Origin of the sequence: Streptococcus oralis subsp. oralis (genome assembly GCF_002096435.1) — a bacterium.
GTDB classification, from domain to species: domain Bacteria; phylum Bacillota; class Bacilli; order Lactobacillales; family Streptococcaceae; genus Streptococcus; species Streptococcus oralis_AA.
Genome location: NZ_NCUI01000024.1, coordinates 46,680 through 70,885 on the forward strand (window position 1 = coordinate 46,680; position 24,206 = coordinate 70,885).

General features: G+C 43.0%; 25 protein-coding genes. 23 read left to right on the forward strand and 2 right to left on the reverse strand.

What is annotated here, in order from left to right:
* The 14 genes from B7723_RS03685 (at position 1) to B7723_RS03755 (ending at position 11,201) form a co-directional block, all read left to right on the forward strand.
* The gene (locus tag B7723_RS03685) at positions 1-738 is read left to right on the forward strand and encodes an acyl-[acyl-carrier-protein] thioesterase (protein ID WP_049490189.1); all 738 of its coding nucleotides are present in this window, start codon (positions 1-3) and stop codon (positions 736-738) included.
* A gap of 10 nt (positions 739-748) precedes the next feature.
* The gene (locus B7723_RS03690) at positions 749-1,522 is read left to right on the forward strand and encodes a TIGR01457 family HAD-type hydrolase (protein ID WP_084849847.1); all 774 of its coding nucleotides are present in this window, start codon (positions 749-751) and stop codon (positions 1,520-1,522) included.
* Positions 1,512-2,129, forward strand: coding sequence for a TIGR01906 family membrane protein (locus B7723_RS03695; RefSeq protein ID WP_162279215.1), 618 nt, complete (start codon positions 1,512-1,514; stop codon positions 2,127-2,129). Before B7723_RS03690 ends, B7723_RS03695 begins: the two co-directional genes overlap by 11 nt.
* 220 nt (positions 2,130-2,349) lie before the next feature.
* Positions 2,350-2,751 (forward strand): Spx/MgsR family RNA polymerase-binding regulatory protein, encoded by a 402-nt coding sequence (locus B7723_RS03705; RefSeq protein ID WP_000631261.1) that lies wholly within the window; start codon positions 2,350-2,352, stop codon positions 2,749-2,751.
* Positions 2,752-3,030: a UPF0223 family protein gene (locus B7723_RS03710; RefSeq protein ID WP_001041968.1), complete on the forward strand. Its 279-nt coding sequence runs from the start codon at positions 2,752-2,754 to the stop codon at positions 3,028-3,030.
* Positions 3,020-3,793: an inositol monophosphatase family protein gene (locus B7723_RS03715; RefSeq protein ID WP_084849845.1), complete on the forward strand. Its 774-nt coding sequence runs from the start codon at positions 3,020-3,022 to the stop codon at positions 3,791-3,793. The genes B7723_RS03710 and B7723_RS03715 overlap by 11 nt, the downstream gene beginning before the upstream one ends.
* On the forward strand, positions 3,794-5,098 hold the full coding sequence (locus tag B7723_RS03720) for an RsmF rRNA methyltransferase first C-terminal domain-containing protein (protein WP_084849844.1): 1,305 nt from the start codon (positions 3,794-3,796) through the stop codon (positions 5,096-5,098).
* A 210-nt stretch (positions 5,099-5,308) separates the two neighbouring features.
* The gene (locus B7723_RS03725; protein ID WP_084849843.1) at positions 5,309-6,187 is read left to right on the forward strand and encodes a phosphate ABC transporter substrate-binding protein PstS; all 879 of its coding nucleotides are present in this window, start codon (positions 5,309-5,311) and stop codon (positions 6,185-6,187) included.
* Complete coding sequence (gene pstC / locus B7723_RS03730) at positions 6,187-7,104, forward strand: phosphate ABC transporter permease subunit PstC (protein ID WP_001070951.1); 918 nt, start codon at positions 6,187-6,189, stop codon at positions 7,102-7,104. The genes B7723_RS03725 and pstC overlap by 1 nt, the downstream gene beginning before the upstream one ends.
* Complete coding sequence (pstA, locus tag B7723_RS03735; RefSeq protein ID WP_000543055.1) at positions 7,094-7,978, forward strand: phosphate ABC transporter permease PstA; 885 nt, start codon at positions 7,094-7,096, stop codon at positions 7,976-7,978. The genes pstC and pstA overlap by 11 nt, the downstream gene beginning before the upstream one ends.
* Positions 7,979-7,988: 10 nt before the next feature.
* A complete protein-coding gene (pstB, locus tag B7723_RS03740) occupies positions 7,989-8,792 on the forward strand; it encodes a phosphate ABC transporter ATP-binding protein PstB (protein ID WP_000049851.1) in 804 nt (267 codons plus the stop codon).
* 12 nt (positions 8,793-8,804) lie between these two features.
* On the forward strand, positions 8,805-9,563 hold the full coding sequence (pstB, locus tag B7723_RS03745) for a phosphate ABC transporter ATP-binding protein PstB (protein WP_084849842.1): 759 nt from the start codon (positions 8,805-8,807) through the stop codon (positions 9,561-9,563).
* Positions 9,564-9,574: 11 nt separating this feature from the next.
* Positions 9,575-10,228 (forward strand): phosphate signaling complex protein PhoU, encoded by a 654-nt coding sequence (gene phoU / locus B7723_RS03750; protein WP_084849841.1) that lies wholly within the window; start codon positions 9,575-9,577, stop codon positions 10,226-10,228.
* A gap of 157 nt (positions 10,229-10,385) precedes the next feature.
* Complete coding sequence (locus B7723_RS03755) at positions 10,386-11,201, forward strand: ABC transporter substrate-binding protein (RefSeq protein WP_084849868.1); 816 nt, start codon at positions 10,386-10,388, stop codon at positions 11,199-11,201.
* A gap of 19 nt (positions 11,202-11,220) precedes the next feature.
* Here the strand turns inward: B7723_RS03755 and B7723_RS03760 are convergent, their stop codons facing one another.
* On the reverse strand, positions 11,221-12,492 hold the full coding sequence (locus tag B7723_RS03760) for an aminotransferase-like domain-containing protein (protein ID WP_084849840.1): 1,272 nt from the start codon (positions 12,490-12,492) through the stop codon (positions 11,221-11,223).
* Between the two features lie 145 nt (positions 12,493-12,637).
* Between B7723_RS03760 and budA the strand changes: the two genes are divergently transcribed.
* The 9 genes from budA to alaS all read left to right on the forward strand — a co-directional run bounded on the left by budA (position 12,638) and on the right by alaS (position 22,477).
* Positions 12,638-13,369: an acetolactate decarboxylase gene (gene budA / locus B7723_RS03765; RefSeq protein ID WP_084849838.1), complete on the forward strand. Its 732-nt coding sequence runs from the start codon at positions 12,638-12,640 to the stop codon at positions 13,367-13,369.
* Positions 13,370-13,378: 9 nt separating this feature from the next.
* Positions 13,379-14,131 (forward strand): YhfC family intramembrane metalloprotease, encoded by a 753-nt coding sequence (locus B7723_RS03770; protein WP_000215879.1) that lies wholly within the window; start codon positions 13,379-13,381, stop codon positions 14,129-14,131.
* A gap of 111 nt (positions 14,132-14,242) precedes the next feature.
* Positions 14,243-15,148 (forward strand): UDP-N-acetylmuramate dehydrogenase, encoded by a 906-nt coding sequence (gene murB / locus B7723_RS03775; RefSeq protein ID WP_000111592.1) that lies wholly within the window; start codon positions 14,243-14,245, stop codon positions 15,146-15,148.
* Positions 15,149-15,307: 159 nt separating this feature from the next.
* Complete coding sequence (locus B7723_RS03780) at positions 15,308-16,465, forward strand: ABC transporter ATP-binding protein (protein WP_000742901.1); 1,158 nt, start codon at positions 15,308-15,310, stop codon at positions 16,463-16,465.
* The gene (locus B7723_RS03785) at positions 16,446-17,252 is read left to right on the forward strand and encodes an ABC transporter permease (RefSeq protein ID WP_000754114.1); all 807 of its coding nucleotides are present in this window, start codon (positions 16,446-16,448) and stop codon (positions 17,250-17,252) included. The genes B7723_RS03780 and B7723_RS03785 overlap by 20 nt, the downstream gene beginning before the upstream one ends.
* Positions 17,249-18,022 carry an ABC transporter permease gene (locus tag B7723_RS03790; protein WP_000712716.1) on the forward strand — a complete coding sequence of 258 codons (774 nt, stop codon included), beginning with the start codon at positions 17,249-17,251 and terminating at the stop codon, positions 18,020-18,022. Before B7723_RS03785 ends, B7723_RS03790 begins: the two co-directional genes overlap by 4 nt.
* A complete protein-coding gene (locus tag B7723_RS03795) occupies positions 18,019-19,089 on the forward strand; it encodes an ABC transporter substrate-binding protein (protein ID WP_000737938.1) in 1,071 nt (356 codons plus the stop codon). The genes B7723_RS03790 and B7723_RS03795 overlap by 4 nt, the downstream gene beginning before the upstream one ends.
* Before the next feature lie 257 nt (positions 19,090-19,346).
* Complete coding sequence (locus B7723_RS03800; protein ID WP_000847077.1) at positions 19,347-19,832, forward strand: LURP-one-related/scramblase family protein; 486 nt, start codon at positions 19,347-19,349, stop codon at positions 19,830-19,832.
* Positions 19,833-19,852: 20 nt separating this feature from the next.
* Positions 19,853-22,477, forward strand: a complete 2,625-nt coding sequence (gene alaS, locus B7723_RS03805; RefSeq protein WP_000811710.1) for an alanine--tRNA ligase — start codon at positions 19,853-19,855, stop codon at positions 22,475-22,477.
* 192 nt (positions 22,478-22,669) lie between these two features.
* Here alaS and B7723_RS03815 read toward each other — a convergent pair whose 3' ends face one another.
* Positions 22,670-24,118 (reverse strand): alpha-amylase, encoded by a 1,449-nt coding sequence (locus B7723_RS03815; protein WP_084849837.1) that lies wholly within the window; start codon positions 24,116-24,118, stop codon positions 22,670-22,672.
* Between the last annotated feature and the right edge of the window lie 88 nt (positions 24,119-24,206).

Here is a 24,206-nt window from a genome sequence, read left to right on the forward strand (position 1 = left end):
ATGGGCTTAACTTATCAAATGAAAATGAAAATTCCTTTTGATATGGCGGACATGAACGGTCATATCAAACTTCCAGATGTAATTTTGCTGTCCCTGCAAGTGTCAGGTATGCAGTCGATTGAACTGGGAGTTAGCGATAAGGATGTGTTAGAACGTTACAATCTGGTCTGGATTATTACAGACTATGCGATTGACGTGGTTCGCTTGCCTCGCTTTGCTGAAGAGATTACGATTGAAACAGAAGCATTGACTTACAATCGTCTCTTTTGCTACCGCCGTTTCACTATCTATGATGAAGCAGGTCAAGAAATCATTCGCATGGTAGCAACCTTTGTTCTCATGGACAGAGACAGTCGTAAAGTCCATGCTGTCGAACCGGAGATTGTTGCGCCTTACCAGTCTGAGTTTGATAAAAAACTCATCCGTGGGCCAAAGTATGCAAATCTAGAAGATCCGATCAGTAAAGACTACCATGTTCGTTTTTACGACTTGGATATGAATGGTCATGTCAATAATAGCAAATATTTGGATTGGATTTTTGAAGTCATGGGAGCAGATTTTTTGACCAAGTATATTCCAAAGAAAATCAATCTCAAATATGTCAAAGAAGTGCGACCAGGTGGCATGATTGCTTCAGCTTATGAACTCAAGGGACTAGAAAGCAAGCATGAGATTATCAGTGATGGCGAGATCAATGCCCAAGCCATGATTACTTGGCAAGAAATTGAAGGCAATTAGAAAGGACGATATGGCTTATAAAGGTTATTTAATTGATTTAGACGGAACTATCTACAAGGGGAAAGACCGGATTCCAGCGGGAGAGGCTTTTGTCCATGAGTTACAAAAGCGAGCAATTCCTTATCTCTTTGTAACCAATAATACAACTCGTACTCCTGAGAGTGTTCAAGAGATGTTGGCTCAGAATTTTAACATTAATACCCCTCTATCAACTGTCTATACAGCAACTTTGGCAACCATCGACTATATGAACGACTTGGGACTGGAAAAGACAGTCTATGTCATTGGTGAAGCAGGGCTCAAGGATGCTATCCAGGCGGCAGGTTATGTCGAAGACAAGGAAAATCCTGCCTATGTGGTCGTTGGACTGGACTGGCAAGTTGACTATGAAAAATTTGCCACAGCAACTCTAGCTATCCAAAAGGGGGCTCACTTTATCGGAACCAACCCTGACCTCAATATCCCGACGGAACGTGGTCTTTTGCCAGGAGCTGGTTCACTGGTAACACTTCTTGAAGTAGCAACACGGGTAAAACCAGTTTATATCGGAAAACCAAATGCTATCATTATGGATAAGGCAGTTCAGCACTTGGGCTTGAAAAGAGAAGAATTGCTCATGGTTGGGGACAACTACCTGACAGATATCCGAGCAGGGATTGACAATGGCATTCCAACGCTCTTGGTGACGACAGGTTTTACCAAAGCAGAAGAAGTGGCGGACCTGCCAATCGCACCAACTCATGTGGTGTCTAGCCTTGCGGAGTGGAATTTTGATGAAAACTAAACTGACCTTTTGGGGAAGTATGCTCTTTTTCCTCTCCCTTTCTATCCTACTGACTATTTATCTGGCATGGATTTTCTATCCTTTGGAAATTGAGTGGCTGAACTTAGCGAATCGAGTCTATCTAAAGCCCGAAACCATTCAGTACAACTTTCATATCTTGATGAATTACCTGACCAATCCCTTTAGTCAGGTCTTAGAGATGCCAGATTTTCGTTCGTCAGCGGCTGGTCTACACCACTTTGCGGTGGTGAAGAATCTCTTCCACTTGGTTCAGCTAGTTGCCCTAGTGACACTTCCAAGTTTCTATTTCTTTGTTAGAAAGATTGTGAAAAAAGGCTTTTTGCCCCTATATCGTAAAAGTATTCTGACTTTAGTGCTATTGCCTCTGGTCGTTGGGCTTGTGGGAGTGTTGATTGGTTTTGAGCAATTCTTTACTCTTTTCCATCAGATTCTCTTCGTCGGAGATGATACCTGGCTTTTTGATCCAGCAAAGGATCCCGTTATTTGGATTTTGCCAGAGACTTTCTTTCTCCATGCCTTTTTACTTTTCTTTGCTTTGTATGAAGGAATGTTTGGTTTCCTTCTTGTTAAAGCTTCAAGGAAATAGTGGAAAAAATTTTGTATTTTTAATAAAAAACGAGAGAAGTTACTCTGCTCCCTATTTATTGTTAGGTTATCCTAAAGATAAACTTGTAAAACAGGTAATTTTTACAGAAAAGAGTCTATTTTCTATGAAAAAATAGGCTTTTTTTCTAAAAATACCTAGTCAAGCGCTTTATTTTTTTGTATAATAGAAATAGTAAGTATAGATTAAAGAAGAGAAAAGCATGATTACACTATTTTTATCACCGAGTTGTACATCATGTCGTAAGGCAAAGGCTTGGTTAGAGACGCATAAAGTGCCCTTTCAAGAGCATAATATTATGACTAGTCCTTTAACAAGAAAAGAATTACAACATATTCTTTCCTTGACCGAAAATGGTACTGATGACATCATTTCAACTCGTTCAAAAATCTTCCAAAAATTAGATATTGATGTAGAGAGTATCTCGGTATCGGAGTTGCTTCAGTTGATCGAGCAATATCCTAGTCTTTTGCGTCGCCCAATTATTATAGATACCAAACGCATGCAGATCGGTTTTAATGAAGATGAGATTCGTGCTTTTCTCCCTCGTAGTTACCGTAAGCAAGAATTGAAAGAAGCAACATTGAGAGCTGGTATAGGATAGATGAACAAACAGTATAGTTACCCACTAGATTTGTCGTGGAGCACTGAAGAACTTGCTTCAGTGCTTTCTTTTTTTAATGATGTTGAAGCCGCCTATGAAGATAAGGTAGAAGCTAAAAAACTGCTAGAGTCTTACAAGGAATTTAAGTCAGTCGTTCCGAGCAAAAGTGAAGAAAAGCGCCTAGGCCGCGAATTTGAAACGGCTAGCGGTTATTCCTTCTATCATGCGGTTCAATTAGCAAAAGAAAAAAGAGAAGGGAAGATTTCTCTTGGAAACTAAATTTGAATTTGCCAAACAGATTGTGCAAGAAGCTGCAGATTACATTTTGGCTCACATGAAAGAAGATTTGCAGGTTGAGCGCAAGTCTTCCCCTACTGACTTGGTAACACGTTTGGACAAGGAGGTCCAGCAACTCTTGGTTGATCGGATCAAGTCCTCCTATCCTGAGGACTTGATTTGCGCGGAAGAGGGTTGTCTGCGTGCTGCAGTCGGTCAAGGTTGTGTTTGGGTGATTGATCCCATTGACGGTACCAATAATTTTGTCGCCCAGCAGGAAGATTTTGCCGTTATGTTGGCTTATTTTGAGGATGGTGTGGGCAAATTTGGCATCATCTATGATGTCATGAAAGGCGATTGTTACCATGGTGGTGGTGCCTTTCCTCCTTGTCGTAATAATGATCCCTTACCGCCTTTTAAAAAGAAACCTCTTCAAGAATTTTTAGTTGCCGGTAACTCAAGTATGTTTGAAACCAATGAGTGGGGCTTGGGTGATTTGGGTCGAGCAGCGTTGGGAGTCCGTGTCTACGGTAGTGCGGCCATTAGTTTTTCCAAGGTTTTATCAGGTCGACTTCTGACTTACATTACCTACCTACAGCCATGGGACTACGCTGCGGCCAGTATCTTAGGGGAAAGTCTGGGTTATCGTCTTCTTACAGTATCAGGTGAGCCCGCTGATTTTAAAACGCGTCAGCCTGTCATGATGGTGCCAATCGAGATGCAAGAAGAGATTCAGTCTTATATCTACGAAAGGAAAGAAAACTAAATGCAATTTCCAAAAGGATTTGTTGAAAAATATGAAGCGATACTAGAAGATGAGGCAAGAGATTTTCTTGCCTCTTTTAAACAGGAAGCAGTATCGGCTTTTCGGGTTAATCCCTTAAAAGAAAGTCAGTTGTCGTTTGCGGATGCTATTCTCCATACACCTTGGGGACACTATGGTAAGGTCTCAGGGAAGTCACCAGAGCACGTGACAGGTCTCGTTTATTCGCAAGAGCCTGCAGCCCAAATGGTGGCCCAGATAGCTCAGCCCCTTCCTGGCATGAAGGTCTTGGACTTGGCGGCAGCACCAGGTGGAAAATCCACTCAACTAGCAGCTTATCTGGCTAATCAAGGAGTCCTTGTTTCCAATGAAATTTCAAGCAAGCGGTCTAAGATTTTAGTGGAAAATATGGAGCGATTTGGAGCTACAAATGTTGTTGTAACCAATGAATCTGCTGATCGCTTGGCCAAGGTTTTTAAAGGTTATTTTGATGTGATTGTACTTGATGCCCCTTGCTCGGGTGAAGGGATGTTTCGTAAGCAGCCCGATGCCATGGATTATTGGAGTACCGATTATCCTAGCCAATGTGCTAGTCTCCAAAGAGAAATTTTAGAAGATGCAGTGACCATGCTTGCTGAAGGTGGTCGTCTGGTTTATTCGACCTGTACTTGGGCACCTGAGGAAAATGAAGAAATCATCCACTGGTTGCTGGATACTTATGAATTTGAACTGCTTCCAGTCGAGCATGTGAACGGTATGGTAGCAGGAATTGATCTTCCTGAAACTGCGCGGATGTATCCTCATCATTTCAAGGGAGAAGGCCAGTTTGTTGCACACTTACAGTTTAAGGGACAAAATCCAGCACCTAAATTCAAAGCTAGCAAGAGCAATCTCAGTCGTGAACAGCTGGACTTGTGGCAAGAATTTGCCCAAAAACACTTACAGGTCAATCTAACTGGTATCTTGCAGACTTTTGGAGATCAGCTCTATCTCTTGCCAGAGATGCTACCTGATCTAGGGAAGCTCAAAATTGCCAGAAATGGGCTCCATCTGGGGACGTTTAAGAAGAAACGATTCGAACCAAGCTTTGCTCTGGGATTAGCCTTGAAACCAAGCCAAGTGAAACAAAGGGTCGAAATCAATGATGAGGACTTTGTAAAATATGTGGCTGGTGAGACTGTTCAATTGTCTGAAGCTCTACCAAATGGATGGTATCAAGTTGTGGTTCAAGGAAACGGATTAGGCTTTGCCAAAGTAACGGGAAATGTTTTGAAAAATTATTATCCAAAAGGGCTCAGATTCAGGTGAAAAAGCTAGTCAAAGAGCCTATTCTATGTTATAGTGGAAGTATGAGTTTTTTCTGATAGTCTTTCATTATTACTTATATTATACGATGGAATTGTCCGCTCCTAAGAATGACTAGATAAAATGAAGAGGGGCAATCATTGATGATAATTGGATGATCAGGACAAACGGAAGAAATCAGAACATTTATCATTATGTTCAAGGAGAATAACAGTGAAAAAAAGAAAAAAGCTCGTCATGTCTCTTGCAGCTCTTTTGATGGCAGGTTCTCTAGCAGGATGCTCTAGCTGGATTGATCGTGGAGAATCCATGACAGCCGTTGGTTCAACTGCTCTTCAGCCTCTTGTCGAAGCGGCAGCAGATGAATTTGGTTCTAGAAACATCGGAAAAACAGTCAATGTTCAAGGTGGAGGATCGGGTACAGGACTATCTCAAGTCCAGTCTGGAGCAGTTGACATCGGGAACTCTGACGTCTTTGCAGAGGAAAAAGAAGGAATCGATTCTTCAGCTCTAGTAGACCACAAGGTTGCAGTGGCTGGTCTTGCAGTGATTGTAAACAAGGAAGTGGATGTTGAAAATCTCACAACCGAGCAACTTCGCAAGATTTTTACTGGTGAAGTGACCAACTGGAAAGAAGTTGGGGGCAAAGACCTGGCCATTTCAATCATCAACCGAGCAGCAAGTTCTGGTTCAAGAGCGACGTTTGATACGGTGGTTATGAATGGCCAAGCGGCAATGCAGAGCCAAGAACAGGATTCTAACGGGATGGTCAAGTCCATTGTATCCCAAACCCCTGGAGCCATTTCTTATCTAGCCTTTGCCTATGTAGATGACTCCGTGAAAAGCATGAAACTGAATGGGTATGAACCTACATCTGAAAATGTAACGACCAACAACTGGCCTTTGTGGTCTTATGAACATATGTACACACTTGGTCAGCCAAATGAGTTAGCTGCTGAATTCCTGAATTTCGTCCTCTCAGATGAAGCACAAAATGGAATTGTTAAGGGCATGGGCTATATCTCTATCAATGAAATGAAAGTCCAAAAGGATGCTTCAGGTACCGTTACAGCAGTAGAAGGAGGTCAATAATGAATCAAGAAGAATTATCTAAAAAATTACTCTCTCCTTCAAAGAACTCTCGCCTTGAGAAGTTCGGTAAAGGTTTGACCTTCACCTGCCTTTCTTTGATTGTTATCATTGTGGCGATGATTTTGATTTTTGTAGCCCAAAAAGGCTTATCGACCTTCTTTGTTAATGGGGTCAACATCTTTGATTTCCTCTTTGGACAAACTTGGAATCCTTCAGGAAAACAATTTGGTGCCCTTCCAATGATTTTGGGTTCCTTTATTGTGACGATTTTATCAGCTCTCATCGCAACACCCTTTGCTATTGGTGCGGCAGTCTTTATGACCGAAGTCTCACCAAAGGGTGCAAAAATCTTGCAACCAGCCATTGAACTCCTCGTTGGTATTCCTTCAGTCGTCTATGGATTTATCGGTTTACAAGTTGTGGTGCCTTTTGTTCGTAGCGTCTTTGGTGGAACTGGTTTTGGGATCTTGTCAGGGATTTTCGTTCTCTTTGTCATGATCCTACCAACTGTAACCTTTATGACAACAGACAGCTTGCGTGCTGTTCCTCGTCATTACCGTGAAGCTAGTTTAGCTATGGGAGCCACTCGTTGGCAAACCATCTGGCGTGTGACCTTGAAAGCAGCACGTTCAGGTATTTTCACTGCAGTGGTCTTTGGGATGGCGCGTGCCTTCGGTGAAGCCCTTGCTATTCAGATGGTTGTCGGAAACTCAGCAGTTATCCCAACCTCGTTAACAACACCAGCTGCGACCTTGACATCTGTATTGACTATGGGTATCGGAAATACCGTCATGGGAACGGTTGATAATAACGTTCTCTGGTCACTGGCCTTGGTATTGCTCTTGATGAGTTTGGCCTTTAACAGTGTGATTAAATTGATTACGAAAGAAAGAGGAAAGAAAAACTATGCACGCTAAGAAATTAGATAAACTTGCAACAGCTGTCCTCTATACCATCGCGGGTATCATCGTGACCATTTTGGCATCTTTGATTCTCTATATCTTGGTGAGAGGGTTACCGCATATCTCTTGGTCCTTCTTGACTGGGAAATCCTCCTCTTATCAAGCAGGCGGGGGTATCGGGATTCAGCTCTATAATTCCTTCTTCCTTTTGGTCATTACCTTGATCATTTCTGTTCCCCTGTCTATGGGAGCTGGTGTTTTCCTCGCTGAGTATGCCAAAAAAGGACCTGTGACCAATTTTATTCGTACCTGTATTGAGATTTTGTCTTCTCTACCATCAGTCGTTGTGGGTCTCTTTGGTTACTTGATCTTTGTAGTCCAGTTTGAGTATGGATTTTCAATCATTTCAGGTGCCTTGGCCTTGACAGTCTTTAACCTTCCTCAGATGACACGAAATGTTGAGGACAGTTTAAAACACGTTCACCATACACAACGTGAGGCTGGTCTGGCCCTTGGAATTTCTCGTTGGGAGACGGTGGTCCATGTCGTCATTCCAGAAGCCCTTCCAGGTATCGTAACGGGTGTTGTCTTGGCATCTGGCCGTATCTTTGGTGAGGCCGCCGCTCTTATCTATACTGCAGGACAATCCGCTCCAGCCCTTGACTGGTCTAACTGGAATATCCTCAGTGTTACCAGCCCTATCTCAATCTTCCGACAAGCAGAAACCTTGGCTGTCCACATCTGGAAGGTCAACAGTGAAGGAACCATTCCTGATGCTACCATTGTATCTGCTGGTTCTGCCGCCGTGCTCCTCATCTTTATCTTGATTTTTAACTTTGGAGCTCGCAAACTCGGAAGCTATTTACACAAGAAATTAACCGCTGCCTAAAGGAGAAGCCATGTCAAAATATAACTGGGATGAAAAGCATATCATCACTTTCCCTGAAGAAAAAGTGGCCCTCTCTACTAAGGATTTACATGTTTACTATGGTAAAAATGAATCCATCAAGGGCATCGATATGCAATTTGAAAAAAATAAAATTACAGCCTTGATTGGTCCTTCTGGATCAGGGAAATCTACTTATCTTCGCAGTCTCAATCGGATGAATGATACCATTGATATTGCCAAGGTCACAGGTCAAATCCTCTACCGAGGGATTGACGTCAACCGTCCAGAAATCAATGTCTATGAGATGCGCAAGCATATCGGGATGGTCTTCCAACGTCCAAATCCCTTTGCCAAGTCTATTTACCGCAACATCACTTTTGCTCATGAACGTGCAGGAGTTAAGGATAAGAAAGTCCTTGATGAAATTGTAGAAACCTCTCTAAGACAGGCTGCCCTTTGGGATCAGGTCAAAGACGACCTTCACAAATCAGCCTTGATGCTTTCTGGAGGTCAGCAGCAACGTCTCTGTATCGCTCGTGCCATCTCTGTCAAGCCAGATATCCTCTTGATGGATGAACCGGCGTCAGCCTTGGATCCGATTGCGACAGCCCAGCTGGAAGAAACCATGTTGGAATTGAAGAAGGACTTTACCATCATCATCGTTACCCACAGTATGCAGCAGGCTGCGCGTGCAAGTGACTACACTGGATTTTTCTACTTGGGTGATTTGATTGAGTACGATAAGACATCCAATATTTTCCAAAATGCTAAGTTACAGTCAACCAATGACTATGTAACGGGACACTTTGGTTAGAAAGGAAACGGTATGTCAGAAGCGATTTTACAGGTGTCAGACCTGTCCGTTTATTATAATAAAAAGAAGGCCTTGAATAGTGTTTCCCTTTCTTTCCAACCTAAGGAAATAACAGCCTTGATTGGTCCTTCTGGATCAGGAAAGTCCACCTTACTCAAAGCCATCAACCGCATGGGCGATCTAAATCCTGAGGTGACAACAACTGGATCAGTGGTCTATAATGGTCACAATATCTACAGTCCCCGTACTGATACGGTTGAATTGCGTAAGGAAATCGGTATGGTCTTTCAACAGCCAAATCCCTTCCCTATGTCTATCTACGAAAATGTTGTCTATGGGCTACGTATCAATGGGGTTAAGGATAAACATGTTTTGGATGAAGCAGTAGAAAAGTCCTTGCAACGTGCTTCTATCTGGGATGAAGTAAAGGATCGTTTGCATGATTCGGCCATTGGTCTCTCAGGTGGACAACAACAACGTGTTTGTGTTGCTCGTGTCTTAGCAACCAGTCCCAAAATCATCCTCTTAGATGAACCAACTTCAGCTTTGGATCCTATTTCTGCAGGTAAGATTGAGGAAACCTTGTATGGTCTGAAGGATAAATACACCATGCTCTTGGTAACGCGTTCGATGCAACAAGCCTCACGTATCTCTGATAAAACAGGATTTTTCCTAGATGGGGATTTGATCGAGTTTAACGATACGAAGAAGATGTTCCTAGACCCGCAAAACAAGGAAACAGAAGATTATATTACAGGAAAATTTGGATAAGGAGTTGAATGATGTTACGATCTCAATTTGAAGAAGATTTAGAGAAATTGCACAACCAGTTCTATGCTATGGGACAAGAAGTGCTCTCGCAGATCAATCGTACAGTGCGTGCCTTTGTTACGCATGACCGTGATTTGGCAAAAGAAGTCATCGAAGACGATGCAGAAATTAATGAATATGAAGTGAAGTTGGAAAAGAAATCATTTGAAATGATTGCCCTCCAACAACCTGTTTCGCAAGACCTTCGTACCGTCTTGACCGTTCTCAAGGCAGTTTCAGACGTGGAACGCATGGGAGATCATGCAGTGTCTATCGCTGAGGCGACCATTCGTATGAAGGGGGAGCAACGTATCCCTTCTGTTGAAGAAGAAATCAAAAAGATGGGACGCGACGTGAAAAACTTCGTCGAAGCAGCTCTAGATCTCTATCTCAACGGTTCTGTGGATCAAGCCTACGAAGTAGCGGCTATGGATGAAAAAATCAACCATTACTTTGATAGCATCCGAGATTTGGCTACAGAAGAAATTAGGAAAAATCCTGAAGCTATCGTTACAGGCCGTGATTACTTCCAGGTCATTTCTTTCTTGGAACGTATCGGAGACTACGCAAAAAATATCTGTGAATGGGTTGTTTACTTTGAAACGGGTAAGATTGTCGAACTATAAGAAACGGTTTAAATATACAGAAGAAAAGGCTGGTTAGAATAAATCAGTCTTCTTTTTTATGAAAAGAATGGTTTTACAATCAAAATCTCTAAAAGGGTTGACAACTATTTTTAAAAGAGTTATAATTATTCAGGAAAAACAGAAAGGTCGTTTATTTATGAAATTTAAGAATTGGATATTAGTTGTTTGTAGCATGCTTGCCAGTGTGGTTTTAGTAGCTTGCCAGTCAGGAACAGATAGTTCCCAGTCTGCTGTGGACGCTATTAAACAAAAAGGAAAGCTAGTTGTTGCGACCAGCCCGGACTATGCACCGTTTGAATTCCAAGCCTTGGTAGATGGTAAAAATCAAGTGGTTGGGGCAGATATTGATATGGCTCAAGCGATTGCGGACGAGCTTGGGGTTAAACTTGAAATCTCAAGTATGAGTTTTGACAATGTATTGACCAGCCTTCAAACTGGAAAGGCTGACTTAGCCATAGCAGGAATTAGTGCTACAGATGAGAGAAAGGAAGTCTTTGACTTTTCAATTCCTTACTATGAAAATAAGATGAGTTTCTTGGTTAGAAAAGCCGATTTAGACAAGTACAAGGATCTTTCAAGCCTCGCAAGTGCCAATATCGCAGCTCAAAAGGGAACTGTTCCAGAAACCATGGTCAAGGAACAATTGCCAAATGCCCAATTGACATCCTTGACCAATATGGGTGAAGCCGTGAATGAATTGCAGGCTGGAAAAGTGGATGCTGTTCATATGGATGAACCAGTTGCTCTTAGCTACGCAGGTAAAAACTCAGACCTTGTCGTTGCATCTGTTAACTTGACGATGAAAGATGGCGAAGCCAATGCCGTTGCTATCAAGAAGAATCAATCAGACTTGAAAGCAGTAGTCGATAAGGTTATCCAAAAACTAAAAGATGACGGAACCTATCAAACCTATCTAGAAAAAGCAGCGAAACTAACGGAAGTTGAACAATAAGAAAAAGCAGAGTTGGACTTTAATCCAATTCTGCTTTTATGTATTCTAATAGCTCTTCTAGATTTTCAAGAGAGACTTTGGCGAACTGATAAGGGCAGGTGTCCAAATAAGCCTTCTCAAAAAAGTCTAGTTTGAGTGAACTGTGTTTCAAACTGGCAATTTTAGGATAGTGCCTCAAATCAAGCAAAAGCCCATCGTGTAGAGGATAGTGGGGCAAGGGACAGGTGTTTTTTTCAAGTACTTCCTTAATCTGAGCCTGATAGTTCTCTTGAAGGGTAAGGCGAGCCAGTCGATTTTTTTCAAATAACTGGCTATCAATGTAAAGAGAAAGAGCCTTTTGCATGATGAGATTGCTGTCATAGTCCAGGATATTTTTGTAGGAAACAAAGGCCTCTTTTAGGGCATTTGGAAGAATGAGAGCGGTAATACGAAGGGCTGGAAAGAGACTGGTTGAGAAGGACTTGATATAAATGACCCGATCCTCAGTATCCAGATAGTGGAAGGTTTGTCCCTTTTTAGAGTCTAAGTCACCTAGATAATCATCCTCGACGATATATACACCATACTGGTTTGCTAGATCCAGAATAGCCTTCTTTTCCTGATCAGAATAGGAATGACCTAGGGGATAGTGGAAGCGAGGAATGGTATAGAAAAACTTGATTTTCCCAGATTTAAACTGTTGTTCCAGTTCTTCAAGGTCAATGCCATCAATACGGCGTTCAATGGTCTGGTAGGCTAATCCTTGAGCGACCAAGAGACGGTTCATCCGGTGGTAAGTCGGTTGTTCGACCAAAATCTCAGCTCTCTGGCTCGGGAAGTCAATCTGAGAAAGGATAAAGAGAGCTTGCTGGGTGCCAGAAGTTAGAACCAGTTGGTCGGGTTTGCAGTAGAGGGCTTGGTTGAAAAGAAGTTGATGGACAGATTGTCTCAGTTCCTCAAGACCTTCTTGGTTGTCATAGTAGTTGAAGAGATAGTTTTCTCTTCCAATTAGGGTTTCATTGACGCAGATTCTGAAGTCGTCATAGGCACTGGCATGTTCATCAGTGACTTCGATTTCCAAGTCTTGGTGCTGTCCTTGTTCTAGAACATAGTAGCCACTTTGGGGTTTGGCATAGAGGTATTGTTCATGGCGTAATTCCAGCAGGGCTCGTTGGATAGTGTCCTTGCTACAGTGGAAGTCTTGGCTCAGTTGACGGATGGAGGGAAGTCGGCTACCTGTTGGAAATTTTCCTGATTCGATCCCCTTTTTTAGAAAGGAAACGACTGCTTGGTATTTACTTTCTTTCTTCATTCCAGACCTCCGTTGATTTTGTTACATTGTACCTTTTTTTTGCCTCCTTTGCAATGGGAAAAGCATTTCTCCCTTTCACAACTAGGAGCAAATGTGGTATACTTAGAAAGTATGATGATTCATTGAAAAGAAGATAAGAAAGAGAATGGATAGAAAAGTGCAGGAACCGGTAAAATTATTTCAATACAATACTCTAGGTGCCCTAATGGCAGGTCTCTATGGTGGAACCATGACAGTGGGAGAATTGCTGGAACATGGTGACCTTGGTTTGGGAACTTTGGATTCGATTGACGGGGAATTGATCGTCCTTGATGGCAAGGCTTATCAAGCAAAGGGATCTGGTCAAACGCCTGAAATCGTCGAGGTGGCAGCGGATGCTCTTATTCCCTATGCAGCAGTGGTTCCTCATCAGGCAGAAGTGATTTTTCGTCAGCGCTTTGAGATGACGGACAAGGAATTGGAAAAACGAATTGAGTCCTACTATGATGGGGAAAATCTTTTTCGTTCCATCAAGATTCATGGCGAATTTTCACAAATGCATGTGCGGATGATTCCTAAATCCACACCTGATACCAAATTTGCTGATGTCGCGACTCACCAACCTGAATATAGCAGTGAAAATGTATCGGGAACCATTGTTGGATTTTGGACACCAGAGATTTTCCATGGGGTGAGTGTTGCAGGCTACCATTTGCATTTTATCTCAGATGATTTGACTTTTGGTGGGCATGTGATGGACTTTGTTATCAAAGAAGGAATGATTGAGGTTGGGGCAGTCGACCAGTTGGACCAACGTTTTCCAGTCCAAGATCGCCAGTATTTATTTGCCAAATTTAACGTTGACGAGATGAAGAAAGATATTGATAAGTCAGAATAGGAGAAAAAAATGACAGTACATATTATCCTCACCATGATCGCTTTGGTTCTCATTCTAGTAAGTGGAACTTGGTATGCCAAAAAACGGTTTAAAATCTCTCTTGCAGTGATGGGCTTGGGGGCAATCGCATTTTTTGTTTCTTCTCAAGTGTTAGAGAAGATGGTTCACCTTCTGGTACTCCATCCGCAAAAGGATGGAACCATTCCGCTCATGCAGGAGCAGCCTTTCTTATACGTCCTTTATGGGATTGCCATGGCAGCCCTCTTTGAGGAAACAGCTCGTCTTGTCTTTTTTAAATGGTTGGAGAAAAAGAGAAAGCTAGAAGATCGAGATGCTTTGGCTTATGGTTTGGGACATGGGGGCTTGGAGATGCTCTATCTCGGAATGGGAAGCTTGATCAGTTTGTTGATTCTCTTTTCACTCATCCAGTCTTCAAATACTGATGTAGCCAATCTCCTTCCAAAGACTACACTCGAAACGGTTCAGTCTCTTTCTGTATGGCAGGTTTATTTACTAGGAGTTGAGCGTGTGCTTGCTCTGGTTCTGCAAATTGGTCTCTCCATCTGGGTCTATCAAAGTGTCCGTCAAAAGAAATGGATCTACCTCCTTGCTGCCTATGGTTTGCATGCCTTGTTTGACTTAGCTCCAGCCTTATCTCAAGTGGGATGGATTGCAAATCCGCTTCTAGTTGAGTTTATTCTTCTTGCGGAACTTTTAGTCTTTATCTGGCTAACCAAATCTACATTTTGGAAAAAATCATAAAAAGAGGGGTGCCCTCTTTTTTTATGTAAAGATAAAACAAGCTCTTTTTATGGTCGTCAAATGTCTCTAAAAATGGTATAATGGAATGAATTTTGAAAAAGGAAGAGTGACATGTCAGTAAAAGAAAAAATGCTTGAAATCCTAGAAGGAATCGATATTCGTTTTAAGGAACCTTTGAAGACCTATACCTATACCAAGGTAGGAGGTCGAGCGGATTACCTAGTTTTGCCACGCAATCGCTATGAGATGGCCCGTGTCGTCCAATTTGCCAATCAAGAGAATATTCCTTGGATGGTGCTAGGAAATGCCAGCAATATCATCGTTCGTGAAGGTGGAATCCGTGGTTTTGTTATCTTGTGTGATAAGCTTAATAACGTTTCAGTTGATGGCTATACCATTGAAGCAGAAGCTGGAGCCAACTTGATCGAAACAACACGAATCGCTCTCCGTCATAGTTTGACTGGTTTTGAGTTTGCTTGTGGGATTCCTGGAAGCATCGGTGGAGCTGTCTTTATGAATGCGGGTGCCTATGGAGGAGAGATTGCTCATATCTTGCAGTCTTGTCAAATTTTGACCAAGGAAGGGGAAATCGAGACCTTGTCAGTCAAGGACTTGGCTTTTGGTTACCGTCATTCAGCTATTCAGGATTCAGGGGCTGTTGTTTTGTCAGCTAAATTTGCCCTTGCACCTGGAAATCATCAGGTTATCAAGCAAGAAATGGACCGCTTGACGCACCTACGTGAACTCAAACAACCATTAGAATACCCATCTTGTGGTTCAGTCTTTAAGCGTCCAGTTGGGCATTTTGCAGGACAGTTGATTTCAGAGGCTGGCTTGAAGGGCTATCGTATTGGTGGTGTGGAAGTATCTGAAAAGCATGCCGGTTTTATGATCAATGTTGCTGACGGAACGGCCAAAGACTATGAAGACTTGATCCAATCTGTTATCGAAAAAGTCAAAGAACACTCAGGTGTCACTCTTGAAAGAGAAGTCCGAATCTTGGGTGAGAAAGAATAAGGTTGGGGTAGAAAAGTTGCTGCTATAACCATTGTAAAGGGGGTGAAAGCCTATCGTGAGTGAAGATGTATGTAGGCAGTTCAATCTCCTACACGAGGTAGTAGCGGCCTGACAGAGCCCTGATCTGTTAATTTATGAAAAAGAAGGAATTTATGACAATTGAAAAAACCAATTATTGAATTCAAAAACGTCTCTAAAGTTTTTGAAGACAGCAACACCAAGGTTCTCAAAGACATTAACTTTGAGTTGGAAGAAGGGAAATTTTACACTCTTTTGGGCGCATCTGGTTCAGGAAAGTCAACCATCCTGAACATCATTGCAGGTTTACTGGATGCGACGACAGGGGATATTTTGCTGGATGGGGTACGGATCAACGACATCCCAACCAACAAGCGAGACGTCCATACGGTCTTCCAATCCTATGCCTTGTTTCCACATATGAATGTGTTTGAAAATGTTGCCTTTCCGCTCCGCTTGCGTAAAATCGACAAGAAAGAAATCGAACAACGCGTAGCGGAAGTTCTCAAGATGGTTCAGTTGGAAGGTTACGAGAAGCGTTCCATTCGTAAACTCTCTGGAGGACAACGTCAGCGTGTGGCCATTGCCCGTGCTATCATCAACCAACCCCGTGTGGTTTTGTTGGATGAGCCCTTGTCAGCGCTGGACTTGAAATTGCGAACAGACATGCAGTACGAACTGCGTGAACTGCAACAACGATTGGGAATTACCTTTGTCTTTGTCACTCACGATCAGGAAGAAGCTCTTGCCATGAGTGACTGGATTTTCGTTATGAATGATGGCGAGATTGTTCAGTCAGGAACGCCTGTCGACATCTATGATGAGCCGATCAACCACTTTGTTGCCACATTTATCGGTGAGTCCAACATCTTGCCAGGAACCATGATTGAGGACTACTTGGTCGAGTTTAATGGCAAACGCTTTGAAGCGGTCGACGGGGGGATGAAGCCAAATGAGCCTGTTGAGGTTGTCATTCGTCCAGAGGACTTGCGCATCACTCTTCCTGAAGAAGGCAAGCTCCAAGTCAAGGTTGATACCCAGCTTTTCCGTGGGGTTCACTACGAGATTATTGCCTATGACGAACTTGGAAATGAATGGATGATCCACTCGACTCGTAAGGCCATTGTGGGTGAGGAAATCGGTCTGGACTTTGAACCAGAAGATATCCACATCATGCGTCTCAACGAAACCGAAGAAGAGTTCGATGCTCGTATCGAGGAGTACGTAGAAATCGAAGAGCAAGAAGCAGGTCTGATTAACGCGATCGAGGAGGAAAGAGATGAAGAAAACAACCTCTAAACTCTTTGTAGTGCCCTACATGCTTTGGATCGCCCTCTTTGTTCTCGCACCCTTGGTCTTGATTTTCGGTCAATCCTTTTTCAACATCGAAGGGCAGTTTAGTTTAGAAAACTACAAATCCTACTTTGCGTCACAAAACTTGACCTATCTCAAAATGAGCTTCAACTCTGTGCTTTATGCAGGGATTGTCACCTTGGTAACACTGCTCATCAGCTATCCAACAGCCCTCTTTTTGACCCGTCTCAAGCACCGTCAACTCTGGCTCATGCTGATCATTCTGCCAACCTGGATCAATTTGCTCCTCAAGGCCTATGCCTTTATCGGGATTTTTGGTCAAAATGGCTCTATTAATCAATTTTTGGAATTCATCGGAATCGGTTCGCAACAGTTGCTCTTTACCGATTTCTCCTTTATCTTTGTCGCAAGCTACATCGAGCTTCCCTTTATGATTTTGCCGATTTTCAATGTCTTGGATGACATGGATAACAATCTCATCAATGCCAGCTATGACCTCGGTGCGACCAAGTGGGAGACCTTCCGCCATGTTATCTTCCCTCTGTCTATGAACGGGGTGAGAAGTGGGGTTCAGTCTGTCTTTATCCCAAGTTTGAGTCTCTTCATGCTGACACGTTTAATCGGTGGGAACCGCGTTATCACGCTGGGAACGGCTATTGAGCAGAACTTTCTAACCAATGACAACTACGGTATGGGTTCTACCATCGGCGTGATCCTCATCCTGACCATGTTCATCACCATGTGGGTGACCAAGGAAAGGAGAGAACGATGAAAAAATTTGCCAATCTCTACCTAGCCTTTGTCTTTATCATCCTTTATTTGCCGATTTTTTACTTGATTGGCTATGCCTTTAATGCAGGGGATGATATGAACAGCTTTACAGGCTTTAGCTTGAGCCATTTTAAAACCATGTTTGGTGATGGTCGTCTCATGTTGATCCTCACCCAAACCTTTTTCTTGGCCTTTCTATCTGCCTTGATTGCGACCATTATCGGGACTTTTGGTGCTATCTATATCTACCAGTCTCGTAAGAAATACCAAGAAGCCTTTCTATCACTCAATAATATCCTCATGGTTGCGCCTGACGTTATGATTGGTGCTAGCTTCTTGATTCTCTTTACCCAGCTTAAGTTTTCACTTGGCTTTTTGACGGTTTTATCTAGTCACGTGGCCTTTTCCATCCCTATCGTGGTCTTGATGGTCTTGCCTCGTCTCAAGGAGATGAATGATGACATGATTCATGCGGCTTATGACCTTGGAGCTAGTCAATTTCAGATGTTTAAGGAAATCATGCTTCCTTACCTGACTCCGTCTATCATTGCAGGTTATTTCATGGCCTTCACCTATTCGTTAGACGACTTTGCCGTAACCTTCTTTGTGACGGGAAATGGCTTTTCTACCCTATCAGTCGAGATTTATTCTCGTGCTCGTAAGGGAATTTCGCTAGAAATCAATGCCCTGTCTGCCCTTGTCTTTCTCTTTAGTATTATCCTAGTTGTTGGCTATTACTTTATCTCACGTGAGAAGGAGGAGCAAGCATGAAAAAACTCTATTCATTTTTAGCAGGAATTGCAGCAATTATCCTTGTCTTGTGGGGAATTGCGACTCATCTAGACAGTAAAATCAATAGCCGAGATAGTCAGAAATTGGTTATCTACAACTGGGGGGACTATATCGATCCAGAACTCTTGGAGAAATTCACAGAAGAAACAGGAATCCAAGTACAGTACGAGACCTTTGACTCCAATGAAGCCATGTATACCAAGATCAAGCAGGGTGGAACGACCTACGACATTGCTATCCCGAGTGAATACATGATCAACAAGATGAAGGACGAAGACCTCTTGGTACCACTCGATTATTCAAAAATTGAAGGAATCGAAAATATCGGACCAGAGTTCCTCAACCAGTCTTTTGACCCGGGCAATAAATTCTCCATCCCGTACTTCTGGGGAACCTTGGGAATTGTTTACAATGAAACCATGGTAGATGAGGCGCCTGAGCATTGGGATGACCTCTGGAAACCAGAATACAAGGATTCCATCATGCTCTTTGATGGGGCGCGTGAGGTGCTGGGACTCGGGCTTAACTCACTCGGTTACAGTCTCAACTCCAAGGATCCTCAGCAGTTGGAAGAGACAGTGGATAAGCTCTACAAATTGACTCCAAATATCAAGGCCATTGTGGCAGACGAGATGAAGGGCTACATGATTCAGAACAATGCTGCTATCGGTGTGACTTTCTCTGGGGAAGCCAGCCAGATGTTGGAGAAAAATCCTAACCTCAAGTATGTCGTTCCGACTGAGGCTAGCAATCTCTGGTTTGATAACATGGTCATTCCAAAAACCGTGAAAAACCAAGATGCCGCCTATGCCTTTATCAACTTTATGTTGAAACCCGAAAATGCTCTGAAAAATGCTGAGTATGTGGGCTACTCAACACCAAACCTGCCAGCCAAGGAAATGCTCCCAGAGGAGACTCGTGAGGACAAATCCTTCTATCCAGACGCTGATACCATGAAACACCTAGAAGTTTATGAAAAGTTTGACCATAAATGGACAGGAAAATACAGTGACCTCTTCCTACAGTTTAAAATGTACCGGAAGTAGGAGATATGCTTTCTTGTCAGCTTTCCTAGTTGACGCAGAACCCAAAAAACGATATAATAAGAAAGTTGAGAATTGATTTTCAGTCATCTTAGTCCAGAGAAATGGCGGTGCTGCGAGCCATCTAAGCTAGGAAGTCATGCTACTCAATCAGACAATTGCATAAGATTAAGAGAATGACAAGTTCATTGAATGAAGGTGGTACCGCGGTTTTTCGCCCTTCGTGATGTGAACTTGTCTTTTGATTTTTGGAGGTGTTTATGAAGACATTTCTCGTGAAACAAAAATTTCGTCTTGGAGGCGAACGTTTTGATATCAAGGATGACAGAGGAGTAGTGAACTATCAGGTGGAGGGCTCTTTCTTCCAAATTCCTAAGACCTTTACCATCTATGACGCCTATGGTGAGCAGATCAGTGAAATCAGTAAAGAATTTTTCACCTTACTTCCTCGCTTTAACATTCAGCTACGAAACGGTTCCAATTTCGCCATTCGTAAGAAGTTTACTTTCTTCAGAGATAAGTATGAATTTGACAACCTCGGTCTTCGTATTGAAGGCAATATCTGGGATTTGAATTTCAAATTACTAGATGATCGTGATCAGCTTATTGCTGAGATTCGGAAAGAAATTTTCCATTTGACCTCAACCTACACTGTAACCGTCTATGAAGACTCTTATGCAGACCTAGTCATTTCCCTCTGTGTCGCGATTGACTATGTGGAAATGCTGGAAAGCCAATCAAATTAAACAAGTAATAAGGAGATATTATGAAACAACTATCTAGTGCTCAAGTACGCCAAATGTGGCTAGATTTCTGGGCAAGCAAAGGCCACTCTGTAGAACCATCAGTCAGCTTGGTTCCTGTAAATGACCCAACTCTTTTGTGGATCAACTCTGGGGTAGCAACCCTTAAGAAATACTTTGACGGAACCATTATCCCTGAAAACCCACGTATTACCAATGCGCAAAAAGCTATCCGTACCAATGACATCGAAAATGTCGGAAAAACGGCTCGCCACCATACTATGTTTGAAATGTTGGGGAACTTCTCTATCGGGGATTACTTCCGTGACGAAGCCATCACTTGGGCTTATGAGCTTTTGACCAGCCCAGAATGGTTTGATTTTCCTGCTGAAAAACTGTACATGACCTACTATCCAGACGATAAGGATTCTTATAACCGCTGGATTGAAGTGGGCGTGGACCCAAGTCACTTAATCCCAATCGAAGATAACTTCTGGGAAATCGGTGCTGGGCCTTCTGGACCAGATACAGAAATCTTCTTTGACCGTGGGGAAGCCTTTGACCCAGAAAACATCGGTATTCGCCTTCTTGCAGAAGATATTGAAAACGACCGTTATATCGAGATCTGGAATATCGTATTGTCACAATTTAACGCAGACCCAGCAGTCCCTCGTAGCGAGTACAAGGAATTGCCACACAAGAACATCGATACGGGTGCAGGTTTGGAGCGTTTGGTAGCTGTTATCCAAGGTGCTAAGACCAACTTTGAAACGGACCTCTTCATGCCAATCATTCGTGAAGTGGAGAAATTGTCTGGTAAGGTCTATGACCAAGATGGCGACAACATGAGCTTTAAGGTCATCGCAGACCATATTCGTTCTCTTTCATTTGCCATCGGTGATGGTGCTCTTCCAGGAAATGAAGGTCGTGGTTATGTCCTTCGTCGTTTGCTCCGTCGTGCTTCTATGCACGGTCAAAAATTGGGTATCAACGAGCCTTTCCTTTACAAACTCGTTCCAACTGTTGGAAAAATTATGGAAAGCTACTACCCAGAAGTGCTTGAAAAACGTGACTTTATCGAGAAAATCGTGAAGAGCGAGGAAGAGTCATTTGCCCGTACACTTCACTCGGGTCAGCACTTTGCAGAAACCATTGTAGCTGATTTGAAAGCGAAAGGTCAAAACGTTATCGCGGGGCAAGATGTCTTCAAACTCTACGACACTTACGGATTTCCAGTGGAGTTGACAGAAGAAATCGCTGAAGAAGCAGGTATGACTGTCGACCGCGAAGGATTTGAAGCAGCCATGAAAGAGCAGCAAGAACGTGCGCGTGCGTCAGCTGTCAAAGGTGGCTCAATGGGAATGCAAAATGAAACCCTTCAAAACATTACAGTGGAAAGTGTCTTCAACTACAATGCCAGCCAATTGCCTTCTAAGTTGGTGGCTATCGTAGTTGACAATGCTGAAGCTGAAGTAGAAACTGTTTCTGAAGGAACTGCCTCTCTGATCTTTGCAGAGACTCCATTCTACGCTGAAATGGGTGGACAAGTAGCTGACCACGGTCAAATATTGGACGAGTCAGGTAAGGTCGTGGCTACTGTGACAGATGTTCAAAAAGCACCAAACGGACAGCCATTGCATACGGTTGAAGTTCTTGCACCTCTTTCTTTGGACAAAAACTATAAACTCAGTATTGATAAAAATCGTCGTCACCGTGTCATGAAGAATCACACAGCAACTCACTTGCTCCATGCGGCCCTTCACAATATCCTTGGCCACCATGCGACACAAGCAGGATCTCTGAACGAAGTCGAATTCCTTCGCTTTGACTTCACACACTTCCAAGCCGTAACTCCTGAAGAATTGCGCGCCATTGAACAACAAGTCAATGAGAAAATATGGGAAGCAATTGCTGTAGAAACTGTTGAGACAGATATTGACACTGCTAAAGAAATGGGAGCTATGTCTCTCTTTGGTGAGAAATACGGTAAGGAAGTTCGTGTTGTTACGATTGGTGACTACTCAGTGGAACTTTGTGGTGGTACCCACGTTGGCAATACTTCTGAGATTGGTCTCTTCAAGATTGTCAAAGAAGAAGGGATTGGATCAGGAACTCGTCGTATCTTGGCAGTGACTGGTAAAGAAGCCTTTGAAGCTTATCGTGAACAAGAAGACGCTTTGAAAGCAGTCGCAGCAACCTTGAAAGCACCTCAACTCAAGGAAGTTCCTCACAAGGTTGAAGGTCTTCAAGAGCAACTCCGTCAATTGCAAAAAGAAAATGCAGAGTTGAAAGAAAAAGCTGCAGCAGCAGCGGCAGGCGATGTTTTCAAGAATGTTCAAGAAGCGAACGGACACCGTTACATTGCTAGTCAAGTTTCTGTTTCAGATGCAGGTGCCCTTCGTACCTTTGCGGATAACTGGAAGCAAAAAGATTATTCTGATGTGCTTGTTCTTGTAGCAGCAATCGATGATAAGGTGAATGTCCTTGTAGCCAGCAAGATAAAAGAAGTACACGCAGGTAACTTGGTTAAAGAATTGGCTCCAATCGTCGATGGACGTGGTGGTGGAAAACCAGACATGGCCATGGCAGGAGGAAGCAACCAAGCGAAAATCCAAGAATTGTTGGATGCAGTAGCAGGTAAATTGTAATCAAGTAATACTCTTCGAAAATCTCTTCAAACAGCGTCAGCTTCACCTTGCCGTACTCAAGTACAGCCTGCGGCTAGCTTCCTAGTTTGCTCTTTGATTTTCATTGAGTATAAAGATCTATCCATTTGGGTAGGTCTTTTTGTGCATACAAAAAAGCCAAATCCGGTTGGATCTGGCTTGTACCTGATAGGTTTATTTAACCGCCCAGACACTGACTGAACCTGCTTCTACTGGAAATTCTCCATAACCATCAGCATTGATTGTAACTTGTGCTGGATGATTTTCAAGGAGATCAACAAAGGTTTGGTCAGCCCATTCTTGACCAACAAACATAGACTTGCTGTTTTCTTGGTCATTTGAGATAAGGACAGCGATTGGAGATTGATGTTCAGCACCTGAACGAACCCATCCGATACAGTTGGCATCGTCAAAGTAGTCTGTTTGCTTTCCATAGGCCTTGTCTTTTCGGATGGCTAGGAGACGATCAAGAACTTCTCTGAAATCTTGTTGAGCATACTGCCCTGAAATCCCATAGTAGTCGCCGTAAAAGACACATGGAAGACCATCTTGGCGTAATAGAATAAGGGCATAGGCTGCTGGCTTGAACCATTCTTCAACAGTCGATTCGAGGGCTTGTCCTCGTTGAGTATCATGGTTGTCGACAAAGGTTACAGCCTTATCGGGTTTTAGTTCAACCAAGCTATCTGTGAAAATGTTACGAAGGTCGTAACTTGCTCCAGCCTGACTGGCTTCAAAGAGGTTCTGGTGGAGGCGAACATCGACAAGGTCAAAACGTTCTTCCGTTTTTTCAAGATATTCCAGATTGGCTTCCTTGTCAGGATTCCAAAATTCACCAAAAACATAGAAAACCTCACCGTATTTTTCCTTCATATCACGGATAAAATTGCGCATGAAGAAAGAGTCAATGTGTTTAACGGCATCCAAGCGGAAACCAGCTACACCAGTCGTTTCCATGAACCAGTCAGCCCAGTCATAGATATTTTGGATGACTTCAGGATGTTTAAAATCTAGGTCGGCATACATGAGGTAGTCGTAGTTACCGTTTTCGTTATCGACCAATTCCTCATTTGCCCAACCTTTATTGTCCCCCTGGATCAGGTAAATGCCAGACTTACGGCGCTTGGCATCGTAGTCTGTACCTGTGAAGTGGTACCAGTGCCAGTGGAAGTCATTGTAGGTATCTTGGCGACCATCGAAAGTAAAGTGAGTCCAGCCATTGATAGTAAAGGGCTCGCTTAGTTGAACGGTACGATCCTCAGGGTCTACTTCAATAACCTGAAAGGCTTCCATATGATCGGCAGCAGCCTTGTGATTGAGCACCACATCGGCCATAGGTTGAATTCCCTGCGCCTTTAGGGCTTGAATGGCTTGAAGATAGTCTTCTTTAAACCCATACTTGGTGCGGACAGTACCTTTTTGGTGAAACTCGCCTAAGTCGAATAAGTCATAGACCCCATAGCCGACATCTTTTTCGTTGGTTGCCTTGAAGGCAGGTGGCATCCAGACATGGCTGATGCCAAGGTTTACTAGGTGCTCTGAGTCATTTGTCAGTCGAGCCCAGTGTTGGCCGTCGTGTGGCAGATACCATTCAAAGTATTGCATAAGTGTCTGATTTTGCATTGTTTTTCCTCTTGCTTATCAATGTTGTGTTTTATTCTACCATAAAGTTTAGAACTAGGCAAACGTTTGCGCAAGATTCTATACTCAT